The organism is Sorangiineae bacterium MSr11367 (assembly GCA_037157805.1).
Classification (GTDB): Bacteria; Myxococcota_A; Polyangia; order Polyangiales; family Polyangiaceae; genus Pendulispora; species Pendulispora rubella.
On record CP089983.1, the window covers coordinates 8,169,426 to 8,195,626 of the forward strand.

At 67.0% G+C, this 26,201-nt stretch carries 11 protein-coding genes (1 of these 11 only partly in view); 7 read left to right on the plus strand and 4 right to left on the minus strand.

All coding sequences use genetic code 11. The features are described 5' to 3' along the window. Window positions 1-3,653: the 3' end of an SDR family NAD(P)-dependent oxidoreductase gene (locus LVJ94_31700; protein ID WXB01471.1), read on the plus strand. It extends 14,347 nt beyond the left edge of the window; only the last 3,653 of its 18,000 coding nucleotides appear in the window; its start codon lies beyond the left edge, outside the window; the stop codon is at window positions 3,651-3,653. Continuing rightward, a complete protein-coding gene (locus tag LVJ94_31705; protein ID WXB01472.1) occupies window positions 3,653-15,973 on the plus strand; it encodes an SDR family NAD(P)-dependent oxidoreductase in 12,321 nt (4,106 codons plus the stop codon). The genes LVJ94_31700 and LVJ94_31705 overlap by 1 nt, the downstream gene beginning before the upstream one ends. Here the strand turns inward: LVJ94_31705 and LVJ94_31710 are convergent. Together LVJ94_31710 and LVJ94_31715 are read right to left on the minus strand one after the other, a co-directional pair. Continuing rightward, a complete protein-coding gene (locus LVJ94_31710; protein WXB01473.1) occupies window positions 15,957-17,408 on the minus strand; it encodes a hypothetical protein in 1,452 nt (483 codons plus the stop codon). The genes LVJ94_31705 and LVJ94_31710 overlap by 17 nt on opposite strands. 1 nt (window position 17,409) lies before the next feature. After that, window positions 17,410-19,302 carry a TonB-dependent receptor gene (locus LVJ94_31715; GenBank protein WXB01474.1) on the minus strand — a complete coding sequence of 631 codons (1,893 nt, stop codon included), beginning with the start codon at window positions 19,300-19,302 and terminating at the stop codon, window positions 17,410-17,412. 432 nt (window positions 19,303-19,734) lie between these two features. On the opposite strand from LVJ94_31715, the gene LVJ94_31720 reads away from it, so the two are divergent. Further along, entirely contained in the window at window positions 19,735-20,658 is a 924-nt protein-coding gene (locus tag LVJ94_31720; protein WXB01475.1) for a hypothetical protein, read from the plus strand. Window positions 20,659-20,664: 6 nt separating this feature from the next. Here the strand turns inward: LVJ94_31720 and LVJ94_31725 are convergent, their stop codons facing one another. Together LVJ94_31725 and LVJ94_31730 are read right to left on the minus strand one after the other, a co-directional pair. Then, window positions 20,665-20,976 carry a hypothetical protein gene (locus LVJ94_31725; GenBank protein ID WXB01476.1) on the minus strand — a complete coding sequence of 104 codons (312 nt, stop codon included), beginning with the start codon at window positions 20,974-20,976 and terminating at the stop codon, window positions 20,665-20,667. 26 nt (window positions 20,977-21,002) lie between these two features. After that, window positions 21,003-21,626 carry a TetR family transcriptional regulator gene (locus LVJ94_31730; GenBank protein WXB01477.1) on the minus strand — a complete coding sequence of 208 codons (624 nt, stop codon included), beginning with the start codon at window positions 21,624-21,626 and terminating at the stop codon, window positions 21,003-21,005. Between the two features lie 90 nt (window positions 21,627-21,716). On the opposite strand from LVJ94_31730, the gene LVJ94_31735 reads away from it, so the two are divergent. From LVJ94_31735 to LVJ94_31750, 4 genes are read left to right on the plus strand one after another with little or no spacing between them, the layout of a single operon-like run. Then, complete coding sequence (locus LVJ94_31735) at window positions 21,717-22,709, plus strand: amidohydrolase (GenBank protein WXB01478.1); 993 nt, start codon at window positions 21,717-21,719, stop codon at window positions 22,707-22,709. Beyond that, window positions 22,706-23,575, plus strand: coding sequence for an alpha/beta fold hydrolase (locus tag LVJ94_31740; GenBank protein WXB01479.1), 870 nt, complete (start codon window positions 22,706-22,708; stop codon window positions 23,573-23,575). Before LVJ94_31735 ends, LVJ94_31740 begins: the two co-directional genes overlap by 4 nt. Next, a complete protein-coding gene (locus tag LVJ94_31745; protein ID WXB01480.1) occupies window positions 23,572-24,558 on the plus strand; it encodes a VOC family protein in 987 nt (328 codons plus the stop codon). Before LVJ94_31740 ends, LVJ94_31745 begins: the two co-directional genes overlap by 4 nt. Beyond that, a complete protein-coding gene (locus tag LVJ94_31750) occupies window positions 24,555-26,198 on the plus strand; it encodes a bifunctional 3-(3-hydroxy-phenyl)propionate/3-hydroxycinnamic acid hydroxylase (protein ID WXB01481.1) in 1,644 nt (547 codons plus the stop codon). The genes LVJ94_31745 and LVJ94_31750 overlap by 4 nt, the downstream gene beginning before the upstream one ends. The last annotated feature ends 3 nt before the right edge of the window (window positions 26,199-26,201 follow it).

Genomic DNA, 26,201 nt, shown 5'->3' on the forward strand with positions numbered 1-26,201 from the left:
ACCATCCCTGGCTCGCCGGCCATGCCGTCTTCGGTACCGTCATTCTTCCCGGCACCGCGTACGTCGAGCTCGCGCTCGTCGCCGCCCATCGCGTAGGCCTCGACCGCGTCGAGGAGCTCACCTTGCAGGCCCCGCTCGTGCTCCCGAAGACAGGGGCCGCGGTGCTGCAACTCTCCGTCGGGGCACCCGACGAAGCCGGCCGCCGCTCGCTCGCCCTGCACGCGCGCCTCGAGGATGCTCCTCCCGACGCGGCCTGGACGCTCCACGCCGCCGGTCTGCTTGGCCCACGCGCCCCGCACGTGCCCTTCGACTTGCACGTCTGGCCCCCCGAAGGCGCCGTCGCCCTTGGGACCGAGAGGCTCTACGACCAACTGGCCCACGCCGGACTCGCCTACGGTCCGGACTTCAAGGGATTGCGCGCGGCGTGGACGCGTGGCGACGAGCTCTTCGCCGAAGTTTGCCTCCCGGATCCAAAGGACGCCGACCCGTTCGAACTCCACCCGGCCCTGCTCGATGCCGCACTCCACGCCCTTGCTCTCCAGAGCACCGACGGTGTCATCGACGTCGCCTTGCCCTTCTCCTGGACCGGCATCTCGCTGCACTCCGTCCGTGCCTCCACACTCCGCGTCCGCTTCGAGCGTCACGCCGAGCAAACCATCTCGCTCCAGATCGCCGATGCGACCGGCGAGCCCGTGGCTTCGGTCGAATCGCTCGCCCTGCGGACCGCGTCCGCTGGGCAGCTTCAGGGCCTTCTGCGCGCCCACGACGATGCGCTCTTCCGCGTCGATTGGACCGAGCTCGCGAGCTCCTCGCAGCCGCTGCCCGGTCACTGGGCGCTGCTCGGTTCGGATTCCGTGCTTGCGCGGGCCCTCCAAGCCACCGCGCCTCGACTCGACGCCCATCCCGACCTCGCCGCCCTGTCCGATGCCGTCGCAATGGGCGCGCCTTTGCCGGATGTCGTCCTGGCTCCCTTCGTCGCCGTAGCTCCGTCCTCGAGCCTCGTTTCCTTCGCGCACCAAGCCACCGAACGCGCTCTCACCTTGCTCCAAGCCTGGCTCCGCGACGAGCGGCTCGCCTCCTGCTCCCTCGTCCTGCTCACCCAACGCGCCATCGCCACACGGCCCGACGAAGACGCCTCCGATCTCGTCCATGCGGCGCTCTGGGGCCTCGTGCGCTCGGCGCAATCCGAGAATCCGGATCGATCCATCGTTCTCGTCGACATCGACGACTCCGACGCCTCCCGACTCGCCCTCCATCGCGCAGTCGTCCCCTCCGAACCCCAGCTCGCGCTCCGCGACGGCCATCTTCTCGTCCCTCGGCTCGCCCGGCCGCTCGCGCAGGACGCCCTCGTCCCACCGCCCACGCCCGCGTGGTGCATGGACATTCCCTCCAAAGGAACCCTCGAGAGCCTCGCGCTGGTCCCCGGCCCTGAGACGGCCGCGCCACTCCCATATGGGCACGTTCGCGTCGCCATTCACGCCGCCGGTCTCAACTTCCGCGATGTGCTCAGTGCCCTCGGCATGTACCCGGGGGGGCCCGTTCCGCTCGGCGCCGAGGGGGCCGGGATCGTCACCGAGGTCGGACCCGGCGTGGCCAACATGGCCCCGGGCGATCGCGTCATGGGCCTCTTTTCCTCCGCCTTCGGCACCTCCGCCGTCTCCGACCGTCGCATGCTCATTCGCATGCCGCCCGGCTGGTCCTTCCAGCAGGCCGCCGGCACGCCCATCGTCTTTCTCACCGCCTACTATGGGCTCGTCGATCTCGGTCACCTGCAGCCCGGGGAGCGTGTGCTCGTCCACGCCGGCGCAGGCGGTGTCGGCATGGCCGCGATCCAGATTGCACGCCATCTCGGTGCCGAGGTCTTTGCCACCGCGAGCCCATCCAAGTGGGCAACCCTGCGCGACCTTGGCTTCGACGCCCAACATCTCGCGTCCTCGCGAAACCTCGACTTCGAAACGCACTTCCTCGACTCCACCCAGGCGCGCGGCATGGACGTGGTGCTCGACTCGCTCGCCCGCGAGTTCGTCGACGCCTCCCTGCGTCTGCTACCCCGCGGTGGTCGCTTCCTCGAGATGGGAAAGACCGATATCCGCGACGCAGGCTCCGTCGCCGCGACCCACCCCGGCGTCGCCTACCAGGCCTTCGATCTCCTCGAGGCGGGCCCCGAGCGCATCCAGCAGATGCTCTCCGAGCTTCTCGAGCTCTTCGAACGCGGTGCGCTCCACCCGATTCCCATCACGCCTTGGGACATTCGCCGGGCGCCCCAAGCCTTCCGCACGCTGGCCCAAGCCCGACACGTCGGCAAGCTCGTTCTCACCCTTCCACGACCTCTCGCCCCGCAAGGCACGGTGCTCATCACGGGCGGTACCGGCACGCTCGGCGCACTGCTTGCGCGCCATCTCGTCCAGCACCACGGCGTCAAGCATCTCCTTCTCGCCTCCCGGCAGGGTCCCAATGCCACCGGCGCCGCGTCTCTCCAACGCGAGCTCGAAGCGGCGGGCGCCCAGGTGACCCTCGCCGCATGCGATGCCGCCGACCGCAGTGCCCTCGAAGCGCTCTTGGCCGCCATCCCGCTCCAGCACCCGCTCACCGCCGTCGTCCATGCCGCCGGAATCCTCGACGACGGGGTCCTCGCCTCCCTCACGCCCGAGAGACTCCATTCGGTCCTGCGCGCCAAGCTCGATGCCGCCCTCCATCTGCACGAGCTCACGCAGTCGCTCGACCTCTCCGCCTTCGTCCTCTTTTCCTCCCTCTCCGGCGTGTTCGGCAATCCGGGCCAGGCCAACTACGCCGCCGCCAACGCCTTCCTCGATGCCCTCGCCCATCACCGCAGAGCGCGCGGCCTGACCGCACTCTCCCTCGACTGGGGACTCTGGGCCGACGCATCCTCCATGACCGCCCGCCTCGCCGACGCCGACCTCCAGCGCGCCGCCCGCAGTGGTATCCGCCCCTTCTCCGCGGAGCAGGGCCTCGCCCTTTTCGACCTCGCGCTCGCACGGCCCGACGCCTCCCTCGTCTCCGCCGCCTTCGACCTGTCCGCACTGCGTGGACGCTCGCTGCATCCCTTGCTCCAAGGCCTGGTCCGAACCAACACCGCTCGACCCGTCGCCGCCAACGGTGCGGCGGCCTCCACGCTCACGCAGCGGCTGCACGCCTTGCCGCCCGCCGAGCGTCATCCCATGCTGCTCGATCTCGTCGGCTCGCACATTGCCACGGTCCTCGCCCTCTCTTCGTCCACCTCCCTCGAGCCTCACCGACCGCTCCAAGAGCTCGGCCTCGATTCCCTCATGGCCGTCGAGCTCCGCACGCGACTGGCAACCGCCACCGGACTCCGACTTCAGGCCACCGTCCTCTTCGACCACCCCACGCCCCACGCTCTCGCGAACCTGCTCCTCGAGAAGCTCCAGAAGGACGCGGACTCGCCGCTCGTCGTCGACTCGGGGCTGGACGGTGTCGAGGCGGCTCTTTCCACGATGTACGAGAACGAGGCGACGCGTGAAAGCGTCATCGCCCGTCTCCAGACACTGCTCTCGCGATGGACACGTCCTCGGGCCGTTTCGGAGGCGGGGCCGGACTTGGAGGATCGAATCGATTCCGCCACGGACGAGGAGCTCCTCGAACTGATCGACGACGTCACCAATGAGGTTGCCTGATGACTGCGATTGACTCGAATGTGCGTCAGTACCTCAAGAAGCTGACCGTCAATCTTCAGCGGAGCCAGCAGCGCGTCAAGGAACTGGAGGACAAAGGGCACGAGCCCATTGCGATCGTGGCCATGAGTTGCCGCTACCCGGGTGGGGTCCGCACGCCCGAGGAACTCTGGACACTCGTGCGCGACGGGGGCGATGCCATCTCGGCGTTCCCCGAGGACCGCGGTTGGAAGCTCGACGAGCGCCACGAGGGGGGCTTTCTCGAGGATGCCGACCAATTCGATCCCGCGTTCTTCGGCATCAGCCCGCGCGAGACGCTGGCCATCGACCCCCAGCAGCGCCTCCTGCTCGAGACCTCGTGGGAGACCCTGGAGAACGCGGGCATCGACCCCGCGTCCCTTCAAGGCGCCCCCTGCGGCGTCTTCGTCGGTGTCTTCGATAGCGGCTACATTACGCAACGCCAGGCAGCGGGCCTCGAGGACGTGGCGGAGCTCGAGGAGCTGAGGGGCTACGTCGGCACCGGCAACACGACCAGCGTCGCCTCCGGACGAATCGCGTACACCCTGGGCTTGCAAGGTCCCGCGATCAGCGTGGACACCGCCTGCAGTTCGTCGCTCGTCGCCATCCACCTCGCGATGCAGTCCTTGCGCCAAGGGGAGTGCTCCCTCGCGCTGGCCGGCGGTGTCTCCATCATGTGCACCCCAGGCATCTTCGCCGAGATGAACGCCGACAGTGCTGGCGCGCCCGATGGGCGATGCAAGTCGTTTTCCGCCGACGCCAACGGCGCCGGATGGTCCGAAGGCGCGGGCATGCTCCTCTTGGAGCGGCTCTCCGACGCCCAGCGCCATGGCCACCCTACCTTGGCGCTCCTTCGTGGCTCCGCCATCAATCAGGACGGCAAGAGTCAGGGACTCACCGCCCCCAACGGGCCCGCCCAGGAGCGCGTCATTCGGCAGGCGCTCGCCAATGCGCGCCTTGCGCCCCAAGACGTCGATGCCGTCGAGGCGCATGGCACCGGGACCACGCTCGGCGATCCCATCGAGGCCCATGCCCTTTTCGCGACCTACGGGACGGCCCACTCGCTCGAGAACCCTCTCTGGCTCGGGAGCCTCAAGTCCAACCTTGGACATACCCAAGCGGCGGCCGGCGTCGGTGGCGTCATCAAGATGGTCCTCGCCATGCAGCACGGTGTCTTGCCCAGGACCCTGCATGCCAAACATCCCTCGCCCCACATCGACTGGTCTCCCGGCACGGTCCGCCTGTTGAACGAGGCGGTCCCCTGGAAACTCAATGGGCATCTGCGGCGCGCCGGCGTTTCGTCGTTTGGCATTTCCGGCACCAACGCTCACGTCATCCTCGAGGAGGCTCCGCCGGAAAGCGTGCCGGAGATCGAGACGCCGCAGCTGCCCGCGTGGCCCGTGCTGCTGTCCGCCAAGAGCGAGGCGGCACTCCGTGGGCAGGCGGAAAAGCTCCACCAGCACGTGCTGTCCGACGAAACGCTCGCCGTGCCCGATCTCGCGCATTCGCTCGCCCGCAACCGCTCGCACTTCGAGCACCGGGCCGCACTCGTCGCGCATGACCGCCCCGAGCTGCTCGCGGGACTCGCGTCGCTCGCCCAGGGGCGCGCCACGGCAGGGGCCGTACTCGGACGCGCCACGGGCAAGGGGAAGGTCGTCTTCGTCTTTCCTGGACAAGGTTCGCAGTGGGGGGGCATGGCGCTCGCCCTGCTCGATACCTCGCCCGTCTTCCGCGAGCAGCTCGAAGCGTGCGAGCGCGCGCTTGCTCCGCACGTCGATTGGTCGCTCCTCTCCGTGCTTCGAGGCGATGCGGGCATCGATTGGCTCGACCGCGTCGATGTCGTGCAGCCCGCGCTCTTCTCGGTCATGGTCTCGTTGGCCGCGCTCTGGCGCTCGATGGGGCTCGAGCCCGATGCCGTCATCGGGCATAGCCAAGGCGAGGTCGCGGCTGCCTTCGTCGCGGGCGCCCTCTCCCTCGAGGATGCGGCCAAGATCGTCGCCTTGAGAAGTCGTGCCCTCACGACCGTGACGGGAACGGGGGCCATGGCCTCCGTCGAGCTCGGGGTCGAGGCTCTGCGTGAATACCTCGATCCCTGGGCGGAGCGACTGTCCATCGCGGCCGTCAATAGCCCGCAGTCCACGTTGGTCTCCGGAGATCCCGAGGCCATCGATGCGCTGCTCGGCCAGCTCTCGGCCAAGCAGGTGTTCGCGCGAAAGGTGCGTGTCGATTACGCCTCGCACTGCGCGCAAGTCGAACCCGTTCGGGACGAGCTGCTCCGCCAACTGGGCGCCTTGACGCCACGGGCTTCCCAGCGGCCGATCTATTCGACCGTCACCGGGGCGACCCTCGACGGATGCGGGCTCGATGCCGGCTATTGGTACCGAAACCTCCGCCAAACGGTCCTCTTCTCGCAGACCACCGGCAAGCTCCTCGACGATGGGTATCGCTTCTTCGTCGAGATCAGCCCCCACCCGGTGCTCAACCTCGCGCTGCACGCGACCTTCGCGAGTTCGCCCCGCGCGCAGGAGGCGGTCGTCGTGGGCTCGCTTCGCCGCGACGACGGCGGGCTTCCGCGCGTGTTTCTCTCGCTGGGCGAGCTGCACACCCGGGGACTGCGCTTGGACTGGAGCGCCATCCTCCCCAAAGGCCGCTCCGTCCCGCTGCCCACGTACGCGTTCCAGAGGGAGCGTTTCTGGCTCGAGGCTCCCAAGTCCGCCCAGGCCGATGTCGTCTCCGCGGGCTTGTCGTCCGCCGAGCATCCCTTGCTCGGCGCGAGCGTCGCGCTGGCCGATTCCGAGGGCCACCTCTTCACGAGCCGCCTCACGCTCTCGGAGCATCCTTGGCTCGCCGACCATGCCGTCTTTGGCTCCGTCATTTTTCCCGGTGCGGCCTTCGTCGAGTTGGCGCTGCTCGCCGCGCATCGACTCGGCCTGGAACGTGTCGACGAGCTCACGATCGAGACGCCTCTCGCGCTTCGGGACGGCGTTGTCTTGCAGATTCTCGTCGGTTCTCCCGACGATGGCGGAAGGCGCCCCGTTAGCATTCATTCGCGCTCCCAGGACGCTTCGCACGACGCTCCTTGGATTCGTCATGTCTCCGGGCTGCTCGCTCCGGTCGCGGCGCAGGACTCGTTTCACCTGCGCGATTGGCCGCCTCCCCATGCCGTCGCGCTCTCCACCGAGGGCCTCTACGCGCGTCTGACCGAGATGGGGTACGGCTACGGCCCCGGTTTTCAAGGGCTGCGCTCCGCCTGGGCGCTCGACCACGAGGTCTTCGCGGAGGTCCAGCTCCCGGAGTCCCTCGCCAAGGAGGCTTCCCGATTTGCGCTGCATCCGGCGCTCCTCGATGCGGCGCTGCATGCGCTCCTTCTCGATGCGGACGGCCAGGACGTCGCGTTGCCCTTCTCGTGGGCGGGCGTCACCCTGCATGCCGTAGGAGCCTCCACGCTGCGCGTGCGCGTGTCACGCGCGGGTGATGCGCTAGCCATCGCCCTCGCCGATGCCAATGGCGATCCGGTCGCCTCCATCGAAGCGCTCTCCACGAGGCCCGTCTCGTCCGAGCAGCTCCGCGGGGCGATCGCCTCGCTCCCCGATGCGCTTTTGCACGTCGAGTGGACCGAGCTCGCGGCTGAATCGTCGGAATCGGACGAGCGCTGGGTGGTCCTCGGACGCGACCATGCCAACCTCGACGCACTCCTCGTCGCCCTCGAGCAAGGCGCGCCTTGCCCCGACGTCCTTCTCGTCCCCTGCCCGACCCTCCCCGTCAGCGTCGCCGCTGCGCACGAGGCCACCGCCTCCGCGCTCGCGCTCGTCCAGGATTGGCTCGCCCAGGAGCGCTTCGCCGACTCGCGCCTCGTCGTCCTCACGCAGCGCGCCGTCGCCACCCACCGCGACGAAGACGTCCCGAACCTTGCCCACGCGCCTCTTTGGGGCTTGCTCCGCTCGGCCCAGGCCGAACACCCCCACCGCGCCATCACGCTCCTCGATACCGACGATTCTCTTTCTTCGCAGCAAGTGCTCCGCTCCGCCGTCCGCGCCGCCGGCGACCATCCGCAAGTCGCTCTCCGCCAAGGTCACGTCCTCACGCCTCGTCTCGCGCGCGTTCGTCCGCTTGATTCGCTCGCGGTGCCCGACGGCTCCAGCTGGCACCTCGGGATCCCCACCAAGGGCTCCTTCGATGGCCTTGCGTTGCTCCCGTTTCCCGAGGCGTCCGCGCCGCTCGTTCACGGGCAGGTCCGCGTGGCCGTGCGCGCGGCGGGGCTCAATTTTCGCGATGTCCTCGACTCCTTGGGGATGTATCCCGGCGATGCGGGGCCTCTCGGCGGCGAGGGCGCGGGGGTCGTGCTCGAAGTCGGTCCCGGCGTCTCGGCCTTCGCTCCGGGCGATCGCGTCATGGGGCTGCTCCGGGCCGCGTTCGCGCCCGTCGCCGTCACGGACCATCGCTACCTCGTGCCCATTCCCGACGGCTTGTCCTTCGTCCAAGCCGCTAGCATCCCCATCGTGTTTCTCACGGCATTCTACGGCCTGCTGGACCTCGGTCGCCTGCGGCCGGGGCAGCGCCTGCTCGTTCACGCGGCCGCAGGTGGCGTCGGCATGGCCGCCGTGCAACTCGCGCGGCACTTCGGCGCGGAGGTCTTCGCGACCGCGAGCCCGGGCAAATGGGAAACGCTTCGCGCGCTCGGGTTCGACGACGAGCACCTCGCCTCCTCGCGCACGCTCGACTTCGAGGGCCACTTCCTCCGCGCGTCGGGCGGCCTCGGAATGGACGTGGTCCTCGATTCCCTCGCGCGCGAGTTCGTCGACGCCTCGCTTCGTCTTTTGCCGCGGGGCGGTCACTTCGTCGAGATGGGCAAGACCGACATCCGCGACCCGGGGGTCGTCGCCACCCTCCACCCCAGTGTCGTCTACCAAGCCTTCGACCTGGGCGAGGCCGGTCCCGATCGCATCCAGGAGATGCTCCGCGAGCTCCTCGCCCTCTTCGAGCGCGGCACCCTGCAGCCCGTGCCCATCACCGCCTGGGACATTCGTCGCGCACCCGATGCGTTCCGCGCGCTCGCGCAGGCGCGCCATGTCGGCAAGCACGTCTTCACACTGCCGCGGCCTCTGAATCCCGAAGGCACGGTCCTCGTCACCGGCGGCACGGGAACCCTCGGCGCTCTGCTCGCGCGCCATCTCGTTCGCACGCACCACGTCAAACACCTCCTCCTCACCTCACGCCAAGGCCCCGCCGCCCCAGGCGCGGCGTCCCTCCTGCGCGATCTCCAAGCCGAGGGCGCCCGCGTTTCCATCGTCGCCTGCGATGCGGCCGACGAATCGGCCCTCCGAAGCCTCTTGGATTCCGTTCCCTCGGACCATCCTCTCACGGCCGTCGTTCACGCCGCGGGATCCATCGATGACGGCATCCTCGCCGATCTCTCCCCGGAGCGCCTTCACTCCGTCCTGCGCTCCAAGGTCGACTCCGCACTCCATCTCCATTCCCTCACGCGACACCTCGACCTCGACGCCTTCGTCCTCTTCTCCTCCCTCTCCGGAGTCCTGGGCAGCCCGGGCCAAGCCAACTACTGCGCCGCCAACACCTTCCTCGACGCGCTCGCACACCACCGCCGCGCGCTCGGCCTTCACGCCCTCTCCCTCGATTGGGGCTATTGGCTCGAAAGGTCCGCGCTCACCTCCCACGTCTCCGATTCCGATCTTCGCCGCATGGCGCGTGCGGGTCTCCGTCCGCTCTCCTCCGAAGATGGGCTCGCGCTCTTCGACGCCGCGCTCGCACGCTGCGAGCCCGCGCTCGTCACGGCGGCCTTCGATGCCAATGCGCTGCGCGCGAATGCCAATGCACTGCCGGGCATGCTCCGGGGTCTCGTTCGTGTCCGCTCGGCGCGTCCCACGGCCTCCAACACCGTCAATGCCTCCTCGCTCCAGCAGCGACTCCTCGCCCTTTCCGCCGCCGAGCAAGAGCGCACCTTGCTCGACGTGGTCCGCGGTGAAATTGCCGTCGTCCTCGGCGTCGCCTCTCCCGGTACCCTCGAGCCACTTCGCCCGCTTCAAGAGCTAGGGCTCGACTCCCTCATGGCCGTCGAGCTTCGCAATCGACTCGTCGCCGCCACGGGCTTGCGGCTCCAGCCCACGCTTCTCTTCAATTACCCCACGCCAAAGGCGCTCGCCTCGTTTCTCGCCGCCCAGATCTTGGGACACGACGGTGCGCGGCGCGTGGAGGCGTTGCCCGGCACGACGTCGCTCGGTGACGACGCGATCGCGATCGTGGCCATGGGTTGCCGTTATCCGGGCGGTGTGCGAACGCCCGAGGACCTCTGGCAACTCGTGCGCGAGGGTCGGGATGCCATTTCGGGCTTTCCCGAGAACCGAGGGTGGGCCACCGACGATCCCGGTGCCGTCGGGACGATGCAGGCGCGCGAAGGCGGTTTTCTCTACGACGCCGACCTCTTCGACCCGGCGTTCTTCGGCATCAGCCCGCGCGAGGCGCTTGCCGTCGATCCGCAACAACGCCTCCTGCTCGAGACCACCTGGGAGACCTTCGAGCGGGCGGGGATCGACCCCACGTCCCTCCTTGGCTCCCAGACGGGTGTCTTCGTCGGGGTCATCTACAACGACTACGCCACCCGACTCGAACCATCGATAGCATCCCTCGGCGAGCTGAAAAGCTATCTGGGCCTCGGGAGCTCGGCGAGCGTCGCCTCCGGGCGCATCGCCTACACCTTGGGCTTGCAAGGGCCCGCCATGAGCGTCGACACGGCGTGCAGTTCGTCGCTGGTGGCGGTGCACCTGGCCGCGCAGGCGCTGCGCCGGGGCGAGTGCTCCCTCGCGCTCGCGGGCGGCGTCACCGTCATGGCCACGCCGGGCATCTTTGCCGAGTTGGGTCCGCAACACGCGGGATCGCCCGACGGCCGCTGCAAGTCGTTTTCCGCCGAGGCCAACGGCGCGGGATGGGCCGAAGGCGCGGGCATGCTCCTCTTGGAGCGGCTCTCCGATGCCCAGAGGAATGGCCATCCCATCTTGGCGCTTCTGCGCGGCTCCGCCGTCAACCAAGATGGCAAAAGCCAGGGGCTTACTGCGCCCAATGGGCCCGCACAGGAGCGCGTCATTCGGCAGGCTCTCGCCGACGCGAGCCTCTCGCCGCTCGACATCGACGCCGTCGAAGCGCATGGCACCGGGACCACGCTCGGCGATCCCATCGAGGTCCAGGCTCTTTTGGCCACCTACGGGGAGGCGCATTCCAAGGATAACCCGCTCTGGCTCGGGAGCCTCAAGTCCAACCTTGGGCATGCCCAAGCGGCGGCCGGCGTCGGGGGGATCATCAAGATGGTCCTCGCGCTCCAGCATGGGCTCTTGCCAAAGACGCTGCATGCCGAGCGGCCGTCGCCGCACATCGATTGGTCGCCAGGGACCGTGCGGCTGTTGAGCGAGCCGGTGGTTTGGGATGCCAACGGGCATTTGCGGCGGGCGGCGGTGTCCTCGTTTGGGATTTCCGGGACCAATGCGCATGTCGTGTTGGAAGAGGCTCCCCCCCTCCCCAGCCCTCCCCCGGAGGGGGAGGGTGCCGTTACGGCGGTTCCCGTCGTGGCCGGTGCCGTTACGGCGGGTGCCGTTACGGCCGGTGCCGTTACGGCGGTTCCTGTCCCGGTGCTGCTGTCCGCGAAGAGCGACGTGGCATTGCGTGCCCAGATCGAGCGGCTGCGCGAGCATCTCGTGCGGAATCCGGAGCTCACTGCCGTCAATGTGGCCTTTTCGCTCGCCACCACGCGCTCTCACTTCGAGCATCGCGCTGCCTTCGTCGTAACGGATCGCGACGCCTTGCTCGACGCGCTGGCGAAAGCCGTTACGGCTCCCTCCCCCCCCGGGGGAGGGTTGGGGTGGGGGAGCGGAAAGCTCGCCGTCCTCTTCACCGGCCAAGGCAGCCAGCGCCTTGGCATGGGCCGCGCCCTCCATCACGCCTTCCCCGTCTTCCGCGACGCCTTCGACGCCATCTGCAGCCGCTTCGACCCTCAGGTACGCCACGTCGTCTTCTCCCACGACGAGCGACTCCATCTGACCCTCTTCGCACAGACCTCCCTCTTCGCTCTCGAGGTCGCACTCTTTCGCCTCTTCGAGTCCTGGGGACTCGTTCCCGATCTCTTGCTCGGTCACTCCATCGGTGAGCTCTCCGCCGCACATGTCGCGGGCGTCCTCTCCCTCGACGACGCCTGCGCCCTCGTCTCCGCGCGCGCTCGCCTCATGCAAGACCTCCCTCAAGTTGGCGCCATGGTCGCCCTCCAAGCCTCCGAGGACGAACTCCTCCCCCGGCTCTCGGCCGGAGCGGCCATCGCGGCGCTCAATGGGCCAGCCTCGACGGTCGTCAGTGGCGATGAAGACGCCGTCCTCGCGCTCGCCGCGCACTTCGTGGCGCTGGGGCGCAAGTCCTCGCGCTTGCGCGTTAGCCACGCGTTTCACTCGCATCACATGGACGGCATGCTCGAAGCCTTCGAGCGCGTTGCCCGGAGCGTCACGTTCCACCCTGCACGCATTCCCATCGTCTCCAATCTTTCGGGCAGGCTCGCCTCCGACACCGAGCTTCGCTCCCCCGAGTATTGGGTACGTCACGTCCGCCACGCCGTCCGCTTTCTCGACGGCGTCCGCACCCTCGAAGCCGAGGGCGCCACCACCTTCCTCGAGCTCGGCCCTCACGGGGTCCTCTCCGCACTCGGACACGATGCACTCTCCGACGAGGCCCAAGCTCGCTCCGCCTTCCTTCCCGCACTCCGCAAGGACCGCGACGACGTCGAGGCTCTCTGCTCCTCCCTCGGCGCACTCCACACCCGGGGGCTCCACCTCGATTGGCGCGCCTTCTTCGCCCCATTCCGTCCCCAATGCGTCAGTCTCCCCACCTACGCCTTCCAGCGCCATCGATTCTGGCTCGAGGCGCCCTCGTCGCCGCGCGCCGACGTCGCCTCCGCGGGGCAAGCCTCCGCCGAACACCCCTTGCTCGTCGCCGCCGTCCCCTTGGCCGACTCCGACGGCTTTCTCTTCACCGGCCGATTGTCCCTCCCCCACCATCCCTGGCTCGCAGGTCATGCCGTCTTCGGTACCGTCATTCTTCCCGGCACCGCCTATGTCGACCTTGCACTCGTCGCCGCCCATCGCGTAGGCCTCGACCGCGTCGAGGAGCTCACCTTGCAGGCCCCGCTCGTGCTCCCGAAGACAGGCGCCGTCGTGCTGCAGCTCTCCGTCGGGGCACCCGACGAAACCGGGCGCAGATCGCTCGCCCTGCACTCCCGCCTCGAGGATGCTCCTCCCGACGCGGCCTGGACGCTCCACGCCACCGGCCTGCTTGGCCCGCGGGTGGAGTCCGCGCCCTTCGACCTGCGCGTGTGGCCGCCCGAAGGTGCCATCGCCCTCGAGACCGAGGGGCTCTATGAGCGACTTGCCGACGCCGGACTCGCCTACGGTCCCGACTTTCAGGGCCTGCACGCGGCCTGGACGCGCGGCAACGAGCTTTTCGCCGAAGTGCACTTGCCCTCGTCGTGCGCCAAGGATGCCTCACGCTTCGGCCTCCACCCGGCGCTGCTCGACGCCGCCTTGCACATTCTGGCGCATGCGCCCGACGGTGGCGGCGACGTCCCGCTGCCTTTCTCCTGGATGGGGATCTCCTTGCGGACCGTCGGTGCCTCCACCGTGCGCGTACGTCTCACACGCATCGAAGGGGAAAGCTCCGTTTCACTCGCCATCGCCGATGCGACCGGCGAGCCCGTCGCCTCGGTGGAGACCCTCGCCTCCCGCCCCATCACCGCCGAGCAGCTCCAACGCGGCCTCGCCGTTCACCACGATGCGCTCTTGCGCGTCGATTGGACCCCGTTGCCCTCGCCCGAGGCCACCTCCGCAGCCCATTGGGCGCTCGTCGGCACGGACGACTTCCACGCCTTCCATGCGGCGGTTCAACACGGCGCTCCGGTCCCCGAGCTCGTCATCCTGGACTTCTCCGCGCCCCCCGACACCGCACACGTCATCGCCGCCGCGCACGATGCCACCGCCCGCGCGCTTTCCCTCCTCCAAACCTGGCTTGCCGACGACCGATTCGCGTCCTCGCGACTCGTCCTGCTCACCCACCGCGCCATCGCCACGCGCGCCGACGAAGACGTCCCGCATCTTCCTCTCTCACCGCTCTGGGGCCTCGCCCGTTCCGCTCAATCCGAAAACCCCGACCGGCCCATTTTCCTCCTCGACCTCGACGACTCCGAACCTTCACGCCTCGCACTCCCCTCGGCCCTCGCTTCGTCCTGCAACCAGCTCGCACTCCGCAATGGAACGCCGCTCGCGCCAAGGCTCGTCCGAGCTCGCGCGGAGGACGCGCAGCCCGTGCGATCGCTCGACCTGGAAGGTACGGTGCTCATCACGGGTGGGACCGGCGTGCTCGGGGCCCGGGTCGCACGGCATCTGGTGCATACCCATGGCATCAAGCATCTTCTCCTCGCGTCCCGTCAGGGCCCCACGGCCGACGGCGCCGAGTCGCTGCAACGCGACCTCGAAGCCGCGGGCGCCCGTGTGACGATTTCCGCTTGCGATGCCGCCGACCGTCGTGCGCTCGAAGCGCTGTTGGCGTGCGTCCCCGTCGAGCATCCCCTCACCGCCGTCGTGCATGCCGCCGGCACCCTCGACGATGGCATCCTCGGCTCGCTCACCCACGAGCGTCTCCACTCCGTCTTGCGCGCCAAGGTCGATGCCGCCTGGAACCTCCACGAGCTCACCAAAGACCTCGCCGCCTTCGTCCTTTTCTCCTCGCTCTCCGGGGTCCTCGGTGGACCAGGCCAAGCGAATTACGCTGCCGCCAACGTCTTTCTCGATGCCCTCGCCCACCATCGCCGAGCACTCGGCCTGCCCGCCCTCGCCCTCGACTGGGGAGCCTGGACCGACACCTCCGCCATGACCGCGCACCTCGCCGACGCCGATCTTCGCCGGATGGCCCGCGCGGGCATGCGCTCACTCGCCACCGACGAAGCCCTCGCCCTCTTCGACGCCGCGCTTCGGCGAGCCGACCCCGTGCTCGTTCCGGCCCGCTTCGACGGGGCCGCCCTCGCCGCCCGGGTCGATGCACTGCCGCCCATGCTCCAAGGCCTCACCCGGCCCAAAGCCTCACGACCACGCGCCGCCACCGCCCCCACGGCGTCCTCGCTCCAGCAGCGCCTCCTCTCCTTGTCCCTGCAAGAGCGCGAGAGCGCGCTGCTCGACCTGGTCCGCTCCGAAATCGCCTCCGTTCTCGCCCTCGCCTCCCCCCAGGCGATCGAACGCCACCAACCGCTCCAGGAGCTCGGACTCGACTCCCTCATGGCGCTCGAGCTCCGAAATCGACTTGCCGCCGCCTGCGGGCTCCGCCTCCAACCCACCCTCTTTTTCGACCATCCTACCCCTCACGCGCTTGCGCTCTTCTTGCGCGAATCCCTCGCGTCGACGCTTGGCGGGCCAAAGGAGCATGGTCCTCTCGAGCGCATGCTCCAGCAAGCCTTTGCCGCCGGCAACATCGACAAAGGCTGGAACGTCATCTCCGCCGCCGCGCAACTTCGTTTGCTCGTGGAAGGCTCGTCGGCCACCGCAAACGAGCCCCCCGTTCTACTCGCACAAGGAAAAACCGAGCCCCGATTGTTTTGCTTTCCCGCATTCGGGATACCGTCGGGTCCTCTGCAGTTTCTGAAATTTGCCTCGAACTTCAAAAACCGGCGCGACGTCTGCGTGCTCCCCCATACCGGATATCGACCGGGACAGGCACTCCCCGCAAGCCTCGATGATTTCGTCGCCGCACATGCCAAAGCGGTATTGAAGCGCGCGGGGAATACTCCGTTTGCCTTGGCAGGAGTCTCCGCCGGCGGATATGTCGCTCATATGGTAGCGGCTTATCTGGAGCGACTCGGCCGCAAACCGGCCGGCGTCGTACTTCTCGATGCCTACGGTCGAGAGAGCATCGGCAACGAACGTCTGCATTTCCACCTCAATGCAGGATGGCTCGACCATATGTCGACCTATGGCGCTTCCGATACGGAGATCACCGCCATGTGCTGGTATCATGAAATGCTGTCCGATTGGAGGCCGAGGCGACTCGCCTCGCCGGTCCTTCTCGTCCGTGCATCCGACCCCTTCGAAACGATGGAGGACGGCAAGAACGCGGCGGATTGGCGCTCGAATTGGGAACATCCGCACGATGCCGTGGATGTACCGGGAAACCACTTTACGATGATCCAACAGCCGGAAACGGCGGGCGTCGTCGACCAGTGGCTACGTTCGTTGGCGCCCGAACGCATCCACGATCTTACCGTCGCGAGGTAAAACGGCGGACCCGCGCCATGGCGAGCCACGTGGCCGTCGCGGCGACGAGTGCGCCAACGAGGGACAGGACGAGGATGAGCGCGTACCAAATGCGCGGGTGCGCGAGCAGAGACGGAAGGTCGAAGCTGTGAAAGCCGTGATAGAGCCACCGGTAGGTGCGGCTCGTCCCATCGTGCCGGCGCAGAATGCGGCCGGTGGTTTCGTCGACGTAATGGACGACCGCGCCCGATTCGATTTTGAGCACCGGAAATGTCATATCCGGATAAAAATGCGTCGGATAGTAATAGGCGTCCGGCGCTTCCAGTTCCGTCACGCGTGAGGGCTCACCCCCCGTGAGCGCCGAGACCTCGCGATCGAGCCATGGGGCGGGGAGGCGCGCCAGCGGTGCGTCTTCGTGCGACGCCGAGAGGACCATGGCTCGGACCGGGCTCTCACGGCACACGTAAAAGGGCTCGCCGACGATTTGCACGAGCTCGAGGCTACGAACGACGAGGTGCGGAGCGCAGGCGTCCGCGGCTTGTCGCACGGAGCGGGTGAACGCGCGGGGCTCGAAACGGCCACCGCGTGCGCGCTCGCGCTCTTCCGCGCGCACGGTGCCATGGGCGTCGAGTGCAAAAGGATCGAGCGACAACGCGCCGCTGACGAGCCAGGTGAAAACCAGGGCGCCCACGGTGAGGCCCGCACCGTGATGCCATGCAAATGCGGTTTTGCGAAAAGGCCCGAATTGGCCATGGCGCGCCCAATGGCGAAACGCGCGTGCGATCCCCACGGCGATTCCGGAGAAGGCCGCGCACGCCCCCAAAGTCGATAATGCGATGACGAGCCATTTCCAGAATACCGCGTGACGCCGCACCTGCACGAAGTAAATCCAATGCGGAATGGCCCCGAACCAGGCCATGACGCGGGCACGCGACGTGCTGTGCTGAACGATCCGACCTTTCGCGAGCGAGACGTAGACCTCCGCGCCATCGTGGGCCGTGGCACGAAGCATGGGAAGCCAGCCCTGGGCTTCGGCACGCGGGGTCCACGTGTCGGGCGCATGCACGGTGACCGCCGTTTCGGGCTCGGTGCCGAGCCACTGGCGTGCCAGGGCGCGGGCCTCGGTGTCGGAGAGCGTTCCTGGCAGCAGGCGCACCCCGGAGGCGACATCGTACTGCACGATCCCGCGGGCGGATTCGATTTCCCAAATGGGTTTTCCCAAGCGCGGCACGATGCGAACGGAGCCCGTGGCTTCGACGCCCGCAGGAAACGCCTCCGCGGCGGTGGCCTCGGGAAGCGACGGCAGCGGTCCGCCGCGCTCGAGGCGATCACGCTCGGTCACCTCCGGGAAGCCTCCGCCCAGGGCCATGACGATTCCCGAGACGAACCATACGAAGACCAAAAGCGCCATGGGAACGCCGAGCCATCGATGCACCCTGGCGAGCAGCCGGATCATCTCACGATTTGATCCTCAGCGTGAAAAGCACCGTGCGCGGAGCCCCCGGCGTGACCTGGGTTCCATTGATGGCCGATACGAAATAGCGCTCGGCACCGAAGATATTGTCGACATTGACGGCAAATTCGAATTGGCCAACTTTGTAATACCCTGCGGCGCTCACGAGCGCATAGGCCGGCATGGGCACCGTGTTCTCGACGTTGGCCCATTGATCCCCGACCACGCGCACGCCCGCCCCGGCCCCGAGCCCCCACGGAAAGCGGTACGTCCCCCACGCGGTCAGCGAATGGTCGGGCACATACGCCGGCGTCTTTCCGGCAAAATCGGCATCGGGCGTAACATACCGATCGTAACGGGCGAGCGTGTACGCGTACCCGATTCGCAGCGAGAGCGGCTCGATGGGTTCCGCGGTGAGGCTGGCTTCGATGCCGCGGGAGGTCTGCGATCCGGCCTGATCGTACTCGCCCGCGTGCCGTGAGACGACCACGTGGGTCTTTTTCAGATTGTACGCGGCAAAATCGAAGTGCACGCGTCGGTCGAAGGCATCCACGCGGGCGCCCAATTCGTATTGACGACCGCGCTCGGGATCCAGGGTGCGGCCATCGGTTGGAACGGTGCGCACGGGGGTGAACGCGGTGCCTGCAACACCGTAAAAGGTGAGCCACGTGCTCGGCTGGAGGACGAGGCCGGTCCGAAATGTCGCCGCGAAGGCATCGCGGTCCGCGGAGGTTTCGGAGGCAGCGCGCTCGGGGGTGGCGTACGTCTTCGTTTCCGTATCGTAGCCCCATCGATCGAGGCGGCCGCTCACGGCGAGCTTCACCCCGTTGACGAGCTGCATCGTATCGTAGGCGAACAGGCCGTGCGTGATTTGATGTTGCGTGCGGCGCCCGACTTTGTTCGTGGCATAATCGCCTTGCGGATCGAGGGCATCTCGAAAGGGGAGCGGCGCGAGATCGGTTTGGTCGAGCGCAAAGCGGGGATGGTGCGAAAGGGTATATCCGAAGTCGTACCCGACCAGTGCCCGATGCGGCACAATGACCTTTCCACGCCAATGGCCTTCGAGCTGGAGGGATAGCTGGTTCCACTCGTGACCGAGCGCGAACCATTGCCGATTTACCGTTCGATCGACGCCAACCGATAGGGTTTCGGCGGATTTGTATTCGTACGGATTGTGGCTAAAACCGAGGCGCACGACCCATTTGGCGTGGTCGACCGGCGCGTACGAATATTCGAGCTGCGTGTCGTAGAACGATCCGTCGAGGTAGTCCCAGGGCGTATTGAAACGCCGATCGAGCGGGATACCATCGGGCACCGATCCCTGCTCGGTCGGGAGGCCCGTGTCGGTCGAGAAATGAATCTTCTGGTAGCTGACGCGGAGCAGGACGCGGTGCCGTTCCGCGGGGCGCCATTCCAGGGCCGCGGTGACGTTGGCATTGGACGAACGAGCTCGGCGAAAGTTGTCGTCGTCGACGATGCCCGCATCGGCGCGAAACGCGAGGCTGTCGCCCAACGGGCCGGTCACGCCCATGGTCGCGCGGCGCAGTAGCGTGGGGCCGCCGAGCGAAAGCGATCCTTCGTAACCGAAACGCCGCGAGGGCTGTTTGTGGAGGAAATTGACCACCCCACCGACACCCCCATAGCCATAAAGCGCCGACGCGGGCCCCTTCAGAACTTCGATGCGATCGATGCCCGCCGTATTACCGGTCGGAGCGGAACCCACGAGTTGAAAGCGCGCATCACGAAAGCCGTCGACGAGGGTCGTATAGTCGCCGAATCCGCGGATGGTCATGGATGTGAAACCGCCATATTCGAGCTGCGGCTGGACCCCGGGGACCCACGAGAGTGCCCCCACGACGTCGGTGGTGCCGCGCTCCTCGATTTCACGATTCGTCACCACATTGACTGTGGCAGGGACATCGCGAAGAGGCTCCCGCATGCGCGAACCGACGGATGGATTGCGCCTCCCCGCCACTTGCACGTCCGCGGGAGTCTCGGCGGGCGACTGGCCGGAAGACGGGGTGGAAGATTGCGCAAAGGCCTGGGAAATAGCCCCGGCCGTCACAAGCCCGCCGACCACGAAGCCGGCATACGTTCGCCCACGAAGAGTCATCGATAGCCGAGAGTTCGTTGGCGTTGATAGCCGTCGGGATCCAAAAGGTCCATTGGGCTTTTTGTCGCACGATCCTATTTGCTCCGTGGACGCGCTCGCGTTCGCCTCGCGTTTCGATCCGCTTCACGGCGTCGAACGTATTGGAGCGGTGACGTCGCCACGGTCGAACGCGTGGCGCACGTCGATCATTCATTTTTTTTGCGAGGAGTGCATACGATGACGACGAGACGACTCCATGGCCGCGTGCTCGCGGCTTGTCTGCTTTTGGCCAGCGCTTGCGCGAGTGCCCCCACCGATGAGGAGAATAGGGCAACTACCGAGGGCAGCGACGACGAGGAACTGCGCATCCAGCCGTTGCGCACACCCAATGATCCGCCGCCAAACGTCGACGGATTCAACCCGAGCACCGGCATCGTCGGCCAATGGATTGCCATCAACGGCCGCAACTTCCAAGTCGGTGACCGCGTCTTCTTCGGCGGCGTTCAGGCGGGCAACATCGATTACAGCGGTGTGCCCGCCCGCATCTCCGCGGCGGTCCCGCGCAAGGCCAGGACCGGAGCGATCGGCGTGGAGCTCACCACGAGCATCGGCGCCCCCTTCCGCGTCCTGCCCACCGAGAGCGGCTTTACCCCGGCGAGCGGCACGCCGCTCACCACCACAGTCGTCATCAAGGGCACCGGTTTCGCCGACAGCCCCATTCGCGTTCTCTTCGCCAACGGCGTGGAGGGCGTCGTCACCGGCGGCGACGAGGTGACGATTGGCGTAACGGTGCCCGACAATGCCGCCTCCGGCCCGCTTACCATCACGACCCGGGGAGGGTCCATCAAGACGCGCGACAGTTTCACCGTGTTACCGCCGCCTCCGGCCATCAAGAACCGCGACGGCTTCTCGCCCAAGTCCGGCCCCCTCGGCACCGAGGTTCATCTCTACGCCAAGGACGGCACAACGTTCCAACAGATCACGCGCGTTGCCTTCAAGGGCCCAGGCATCCCCAACCGCGTCGACGCGATGTTTCAAGTCGTCAATCGCAAAACCGAGATTGTCACCATCGTACCAAGCGGCGCGGTGACCGGAACCATCCGCGTCACCAATGCCACCGGCGCAGACGCCACGTCGGAGGATTTCGTCGTGCTGCCGTAGTCGAGGCTATTCGCCCTTCTTTTTCCACTGACGGCGATTCTCGTTCACCACGACGTGCGGCACGCCATCGGGGCCGTCGCGGCGGCATTCCGCGCGCGCAGAGTACGTGGCGACTTCCTCGTCGCTTTCGAAGCGACCTTGGACATCGACCGTGAACATCAGGGAGCCAAGGCGAAGGCGCTTGCCGGCCGCGGGGGCGTCCAGCGCCTGGCTCTCTGGCTTGGTGAGCGCGTCGCTTTTGCCGGCGGGGCCCGACGCGAGGCCCAGGCGTTGGACCAACCGCACCAAGGAGGCTGCCTTTTTCGTCTCTTCCGCCATGCCATGAGGATAGCAGGCCCGCGGAGTTAGTCCGCTGGGAAGCGGAGAATGGCGAGCACCGTCTGGGTGTACTGTTCTGCGAACTCAGGGCTACTCGCAGGGCAGCCCGAGAGCCGTCGCACCTGCTCGGGCACCAGGAATGGATAGCTCGCGAGACCTTGCACGGCATAGAAGAGCAACGGCACGTCGACCTTGGGAAACACGCCGGCGGCCATCGCCGTCTCCAGCAGCGGGCGCAGGCGTTCCGTGAGCGGGACGATGTGCTTCTCCATGATGTAGCTCGCGTGGCGCCCGCGTTTGGCGTTCTCGATGAGCCAGATGCGCGCCAGCTCGGGCCGCCTGGCCGTGAACAACGTGAACCGGCGAACCAGCGCGCTGGGCGTCTCGAGGCGCGCCTCGTCGGGCAGGACGGCCACACGGAGCTCGCCGAAGAGCGAATCGAGAACCGCGCGAAAGAGCTGCTCCTTGCTGCCGAAATGATGGTGCACCAACGGCTGCGTCGACTTTGCGCGGCGCGCAATGCCCGCGGTCGTCGCACCTTCGTACCCCTTCTCGGAGAATTCGCGAACGGCCGCCTCCAGCAAGGCAGGCCGCGCTTTTCCCGGGCGCCCGCGAGGGCGGGCGGGCGGCGCAGAGGACGCTTTCGACACGGGCAGAAGGCTACCACCGCACCATCGGGTGGTCACCTTGCGTTAATTATTTATTGATCTATAAGTAATGCGTCACACGAAGGAGAGGCCATGAACGACAAGGTCGAGGGCGAGGACGGATCGCCGTACCGCGTGGACGTGCACTGCCATCACATCCCCGACTTCTATCGCCTATCCCTGGAGGAACACGGCCTCTTCACCGCGGGCGGCATCCCGTTCCCCGCCTGGTCACCGGAGCTCGCCGTCCACTTCATGGACAACTATAGCATCCAAGTGCAGGTCGTCTCCATCTCGGAGCCCGGTGTCTACTATTTGCGCACGGCCGACGAGCGATGCGCACTCGCACGCCGCATCAACGACTACACGACCGAGACACTCGTTCGAAGTTCCAACCCCACACTGGCGGGCCGCTTTGGTGGCTTCGCCGTCTTGCCGCTGGGAGACCTCGGCAACCCCTCGGACACGAAGCATGCCGCGGCCGAGGCGGAGCGCTCCCTCACCCGACTCGGGATGGACGGCGTGGGACTCTATAGCAATTACCATGGGGTCTATTTGGGCGATCCTCGCTTTGGGCCGCTCCTGAAGGCCTTGAACGATCTCGGGGCCATGGTGTTCATCCACCCGGTCACGCCCCCGGCCGCACCGGACATCCCCACCTCGAAGCTCACGTTTTTGTACGAGTTCCCCTTCGATACGACCCGCTCCGTGGTGAGCATGCTTTACGCGAACGTCTTCAACGATTATCCGAATATTCGCTGGCTCGTGGCCCACGCCGGCGGAACGATTCCATTTCTCGCGTACCGCACCAGTTTGCTGTCGCCCGGCAACACCCACTATTCCAAGTTGTTTTACGACACCGCCCTCTCCCCCGCCCCATCGGCGATGAAATCCGTGCGTGAAGTCACCGACGTTTCGCACATCTTGTTCGCCACCGATTGGCCTTTCAGCTCGGCGCTATTCCCCTCCTCCGGAAATCCGGCGCCGCAACTGGCCGAAACCTTCGACGCGCAGGAGCTTCGCAGGGTCGAGCGGCTCAACGCCCTCGCGCAATTCCCCAACCTCGTCCCGCAGGAGAAGCGATGAGCACTTTCCCCACGCCGACGTCACGCACCCTTGCTTTCGGCCGGCGCAAAATCCACGTCAGCGAACTTGGCGCCGGCTTTCCCGTGCTGCTGTTGCACGGCGGCGGCCCCGGTGCGTCCGGCATGCCCACCTACGTGCGCAACATCGAAACATTGGCGCGACACTTCCGCATCGTCGTGCCCGATCTGCAGGGCTACGGGCGCTCCAGCAAAGGCGTCGATCGCATGGATCCCTTTGGCGACGAGGCCGACGCCATGCTCGGATTGATGGACGCACTCGAGATTCGAAAGGCGCACTTCGTCGGCAATTCGCTGGGCGGCGCCTGTGCGTTGCGCATCGCGCTGGAGCATCCTTCCCGCGCCGCCTCGCTCGTGCTCATGGGGCCCGGCGGCGTCAACACCACGCGCTCGCTCCCCACGCGCGGACTCAATGCCCTTCTCGACTTTTACGCCGGTGGGCCGCCCACCCTGGAAAAAGTGCGCCACTTCATCCACGAGTACCTCGTATTCGATGCCACGCAAGTGCCAGATTCGCTCATCGAGGAGCGATTTCGAGCGAGCCTCGATCCGGAGATCCTCGCGTCGCCGCCCCTCCGGCGCCCCAATGGCATTCCTCGCTTCCGCCATCTCGACTTCACCCGCGACCCGCGCCTTCGCGACTGCGACATACCGACCTTGGTCCTTTGGGGAATGGAGGACAAAGTGAATCGCCCCAGCGGCGGCAAAGCCCTGCAATCGCGCATGCGGCGATGCGATCTCCATCTTTTCGCGCGCGCGGGCCATTGGGTGCAATGGGAGCGCGCCGCCGAATTCAACGCCATGACCACGGCCTTTTTTCTCGAGCACACGCCCGCGGGGTCCGCATGAGTCTCTTTGGAAAAACCAAAATGGGGTATGCGCTGGTCGAATCGATGCACCTCGCGCCGTGGCGCACACTCCTCGAAGAAGGCATCGGGCTGCAGGTCGCCCATGCGGACGAAGAGCAACTTGCCTTTCGCATGGACGGGCATGCCCGCCGCATCATCGTCCGCCGCGGCCCCGCGGAAGACGTCATCGCCACCGGATGGCAGCTCGAGAACGACGCGGCGCTCGACACCGTCGTCGCGCGCTGTCGGGCGCGGGGCATCGACGTCGCATCCGGCTCGGCGGAGGCGGCCAAGGAGCGCGGCGTCGCGTCCTTCGTGACCGTCCAGGGCCCAAAAGGCCTGCCCATCGAGCTCTTCACGGAGGCCACCCGCGCGGAGACACCGCTCGAAATGCTGGCCAGCGGCTTCGTCACCGGCGACGGCGGAATGGGCCACATCGCCCTCACCACGCGGCTTCCCGACGACGTGGAGCGATTCTGGGGGGAGCTCTTCGACGCGCGACTGAGCGATCGCGTCGCCCAGCGCATCGCCGGCGTCATGCTGGACATTGCCTTCCTGCGCCTCAACGAGCGGCACCACTCGATGGCCATCGCCGCCACGCGCGGCCTGCGCCTCGATCCACTCCGCACCAAGGTGCAGCACGTCAACGTCGAGGCCGCGTCCATCGACGATATCGAGCGTGCGTTCGAGCGCTGCCGGCACCTCGGCTTCGAAATGGCGCATGAAATCGGGCAGCACCCCAACGATCACCAGATATCGTTTTACGTAATCACCCCCTCCGGGTTCGAGTTCGAGCTCGGGTGGAATGCGCGAAAGGTCGACGAGGCCTCGTGGCGGACGGCCTCGTACGACGCGATCAGCTCCTGGGGGCACAAGCCGGAGCGCGCGGGCCTCGTCCACCGGCTCGCGGAGAACGCCGGCAATTTCGCCCGGGGGCTGCATTCGCTCCTGAATCCCGAGTACGCACCATTGCGCAAGCCATGAGCGTCGATGTCGTCATCTCCGGGCTCGGCCCGACGGGTCTCGCGCTCGCGCACCTCCTCGGACGGCGCGGGCATCGTGTGGTCGTGCTGGAGCGCGAACCCGAGTTCTACGGCCATGCACGCGCCGTCTATACGGACGACGAGTGCATGCGCATCTTTCAATCGGCCAACCTCGCCACCGAGCTCCAAGCGAAGATGCTGCTCGAAACGCCGTGCCAGTGGGTGGGCCCGCACGGCGAGGTGATGGGGCAGTATTTCCCGACGAAACGGCCCTTCGGGTGGCCGGTGGTGAACTTCTTTTACCAGCCGTACCTCGAGACGTCGCTGGCCGAGCATTTGGCGCGCTACCCGGACGTGCACGTGCATCGCGGACGCGAGCTCACCGGATTCGAGCAAGACGAAGACGGCGTCACCGTCACGCACCAGGGGACGAACGGCGACACCAGTACGGTCCGCGCGCGCTATTTGATTGGCGCCGACGGCGGCCGCAGCACCGTGCGAACGCTGCTCGGTATTTCCATGACGGGAAAGAACTTTCCCGAGCCATGGCTGGTGGTCGACCTCGTATCGAAGGGCCCCGGCACCGGGGACGGACTCCGGCATTTGCCCTATTTCAATTTTCATTGCGATCCAGAGTGCCCCGCGGTGAGCTGTCCCCAGCCCGACGGCCACCATCGCTTCGAGTTCATGCTCAGGCCGGGCCAGACGAAGGAGGACATGGAGAAGCCCGAAACGGTGCGGCGGTATCTGTCACGATTCGTCGATCCGGATCGCTTCGAGGTCAAACGGCGCCTGGTCTACACCTTCAACGCACTGGTGGCGAACCGCTGGCGCGAGCGCCGTGTGTTCCTGGCCGGAGACGCTGCGCACATGACGCCGCAGTTCATGGGCCAGGGAATGAGCTCTGGATTGCGCGATGCGTACAACCTCGCGTGGAAATTGGATGCCGCCCTGCGGGGCAAGGCGGGAAATGCGCTCTTGGACACGTACGAGGCCGAACGGCGACACCACGCCAAGGCGATGATCGATATTTCCGTGCGCATGAAGCAAATGGTGTCGGCCTCCACGCCGTGGGGCGCCGCCGTTCGCGATGCCGTGGCCGCCATCATCCGGAAGACGCCACCCCTGCGCGAATGGGTTCGTCAGGGCGGGTTCAAACCCACGCCCACGTATGAACCGGGCTACTTCGGTATCGCGCGATCGCGCCGCGGCGGACCGGAGGGGCGCCTCGTACCCCAACCCGAAGTGCGTCGCCGGGACGGCCGCCGCGTGCTGCTCGACGAGGTGCTCGGCGAGGGTTTCGCGCTCGTCGGCCTCGGGCTCGATCCACGCGCGGAGCTGTCGGCGTCCTCGCGCAACTTCCTCGATGGATGGGGCGCGTCGTACGTTACGTTGTTTGGATATGGCGAACGGCCCCAAGGCCACCGTGGCGTGGCACACTCGACCCCGGCCGGGTTGTCCGAGGTGGAAGATCTCGAGGGGAACATGGTTCGCTGGTGCCACAAGGGTGACATTCCAGCTGGCGCCACCCTGCTGATTCGGCCGGACAAGTTTCTATACGGCGTTGGGAAGGCCTCGAGTTTGGATCCTATCGTGAAGGATTTACGCTCCCGTCTCGGCGCCGGGATCACCCACCATTGAGGC

Excerpts from the sequence above, each read along its gene's own strand:
- LVJ94_31705 (WXB01472.1), top strand. The coding sequence starts at position 3,653 with ATGACTGCGATTGACTCGAATGTGCGTCAGTACCTCAAGAAGCTGACC.
- LVJ94_31710 (WXB01473.1), bottom strand. The coding sequence starts at position 17,408 with ATGATCCGGCTGCTCGCCAGGGTGCATCGATGGCTCGGCGTTCCCATG.
- LVJ94_31720 (WXB01475.1), top strand. The coding sequence starts at position 19,735 with ATGACGACGAGACGACTCCATGGCCGCGTGCTCGCGGCTTGTCTGCTT.
- LVJ94_31725 (WXB01476.1), bottom strand. The coding sequence starts at position 20,976 with ATGGCGGAAGAGACGAAAAAGGCAGCCTCCTTGGTGCGGTTGGTCCAA.
- LVJ94_31735 (WXB01478.1), top strand. The coding sequence starts at position 21,717 with ATGAACGACAAGGTCGAGGGCGAGGACGGATCGCCGTACCGCGTGGAC.
- LVJ94_31740 (WXB01479.1), top strand. The coding sequence starts at position 22,706 with ATGAGCACTTTCCCCACGCCGACGTCACGCACCCTTGCTTTCGGCCGG.
- LVJ94_31745 (WXB01480.1), top strand. The coding sequence starts at position 23,572 with ATGAGTCTCTTTGGAAAAACCAAAATGGGGTATGCGCTGGTCGAATCG.
- LVJ94_31750 (WXB01481.1), top strand. The coding sequence starts at position 24,555 with ATGAGCGTCGATGTCGTCATCTCCGGGCTCGGCCCGACGGGTCTCGCG.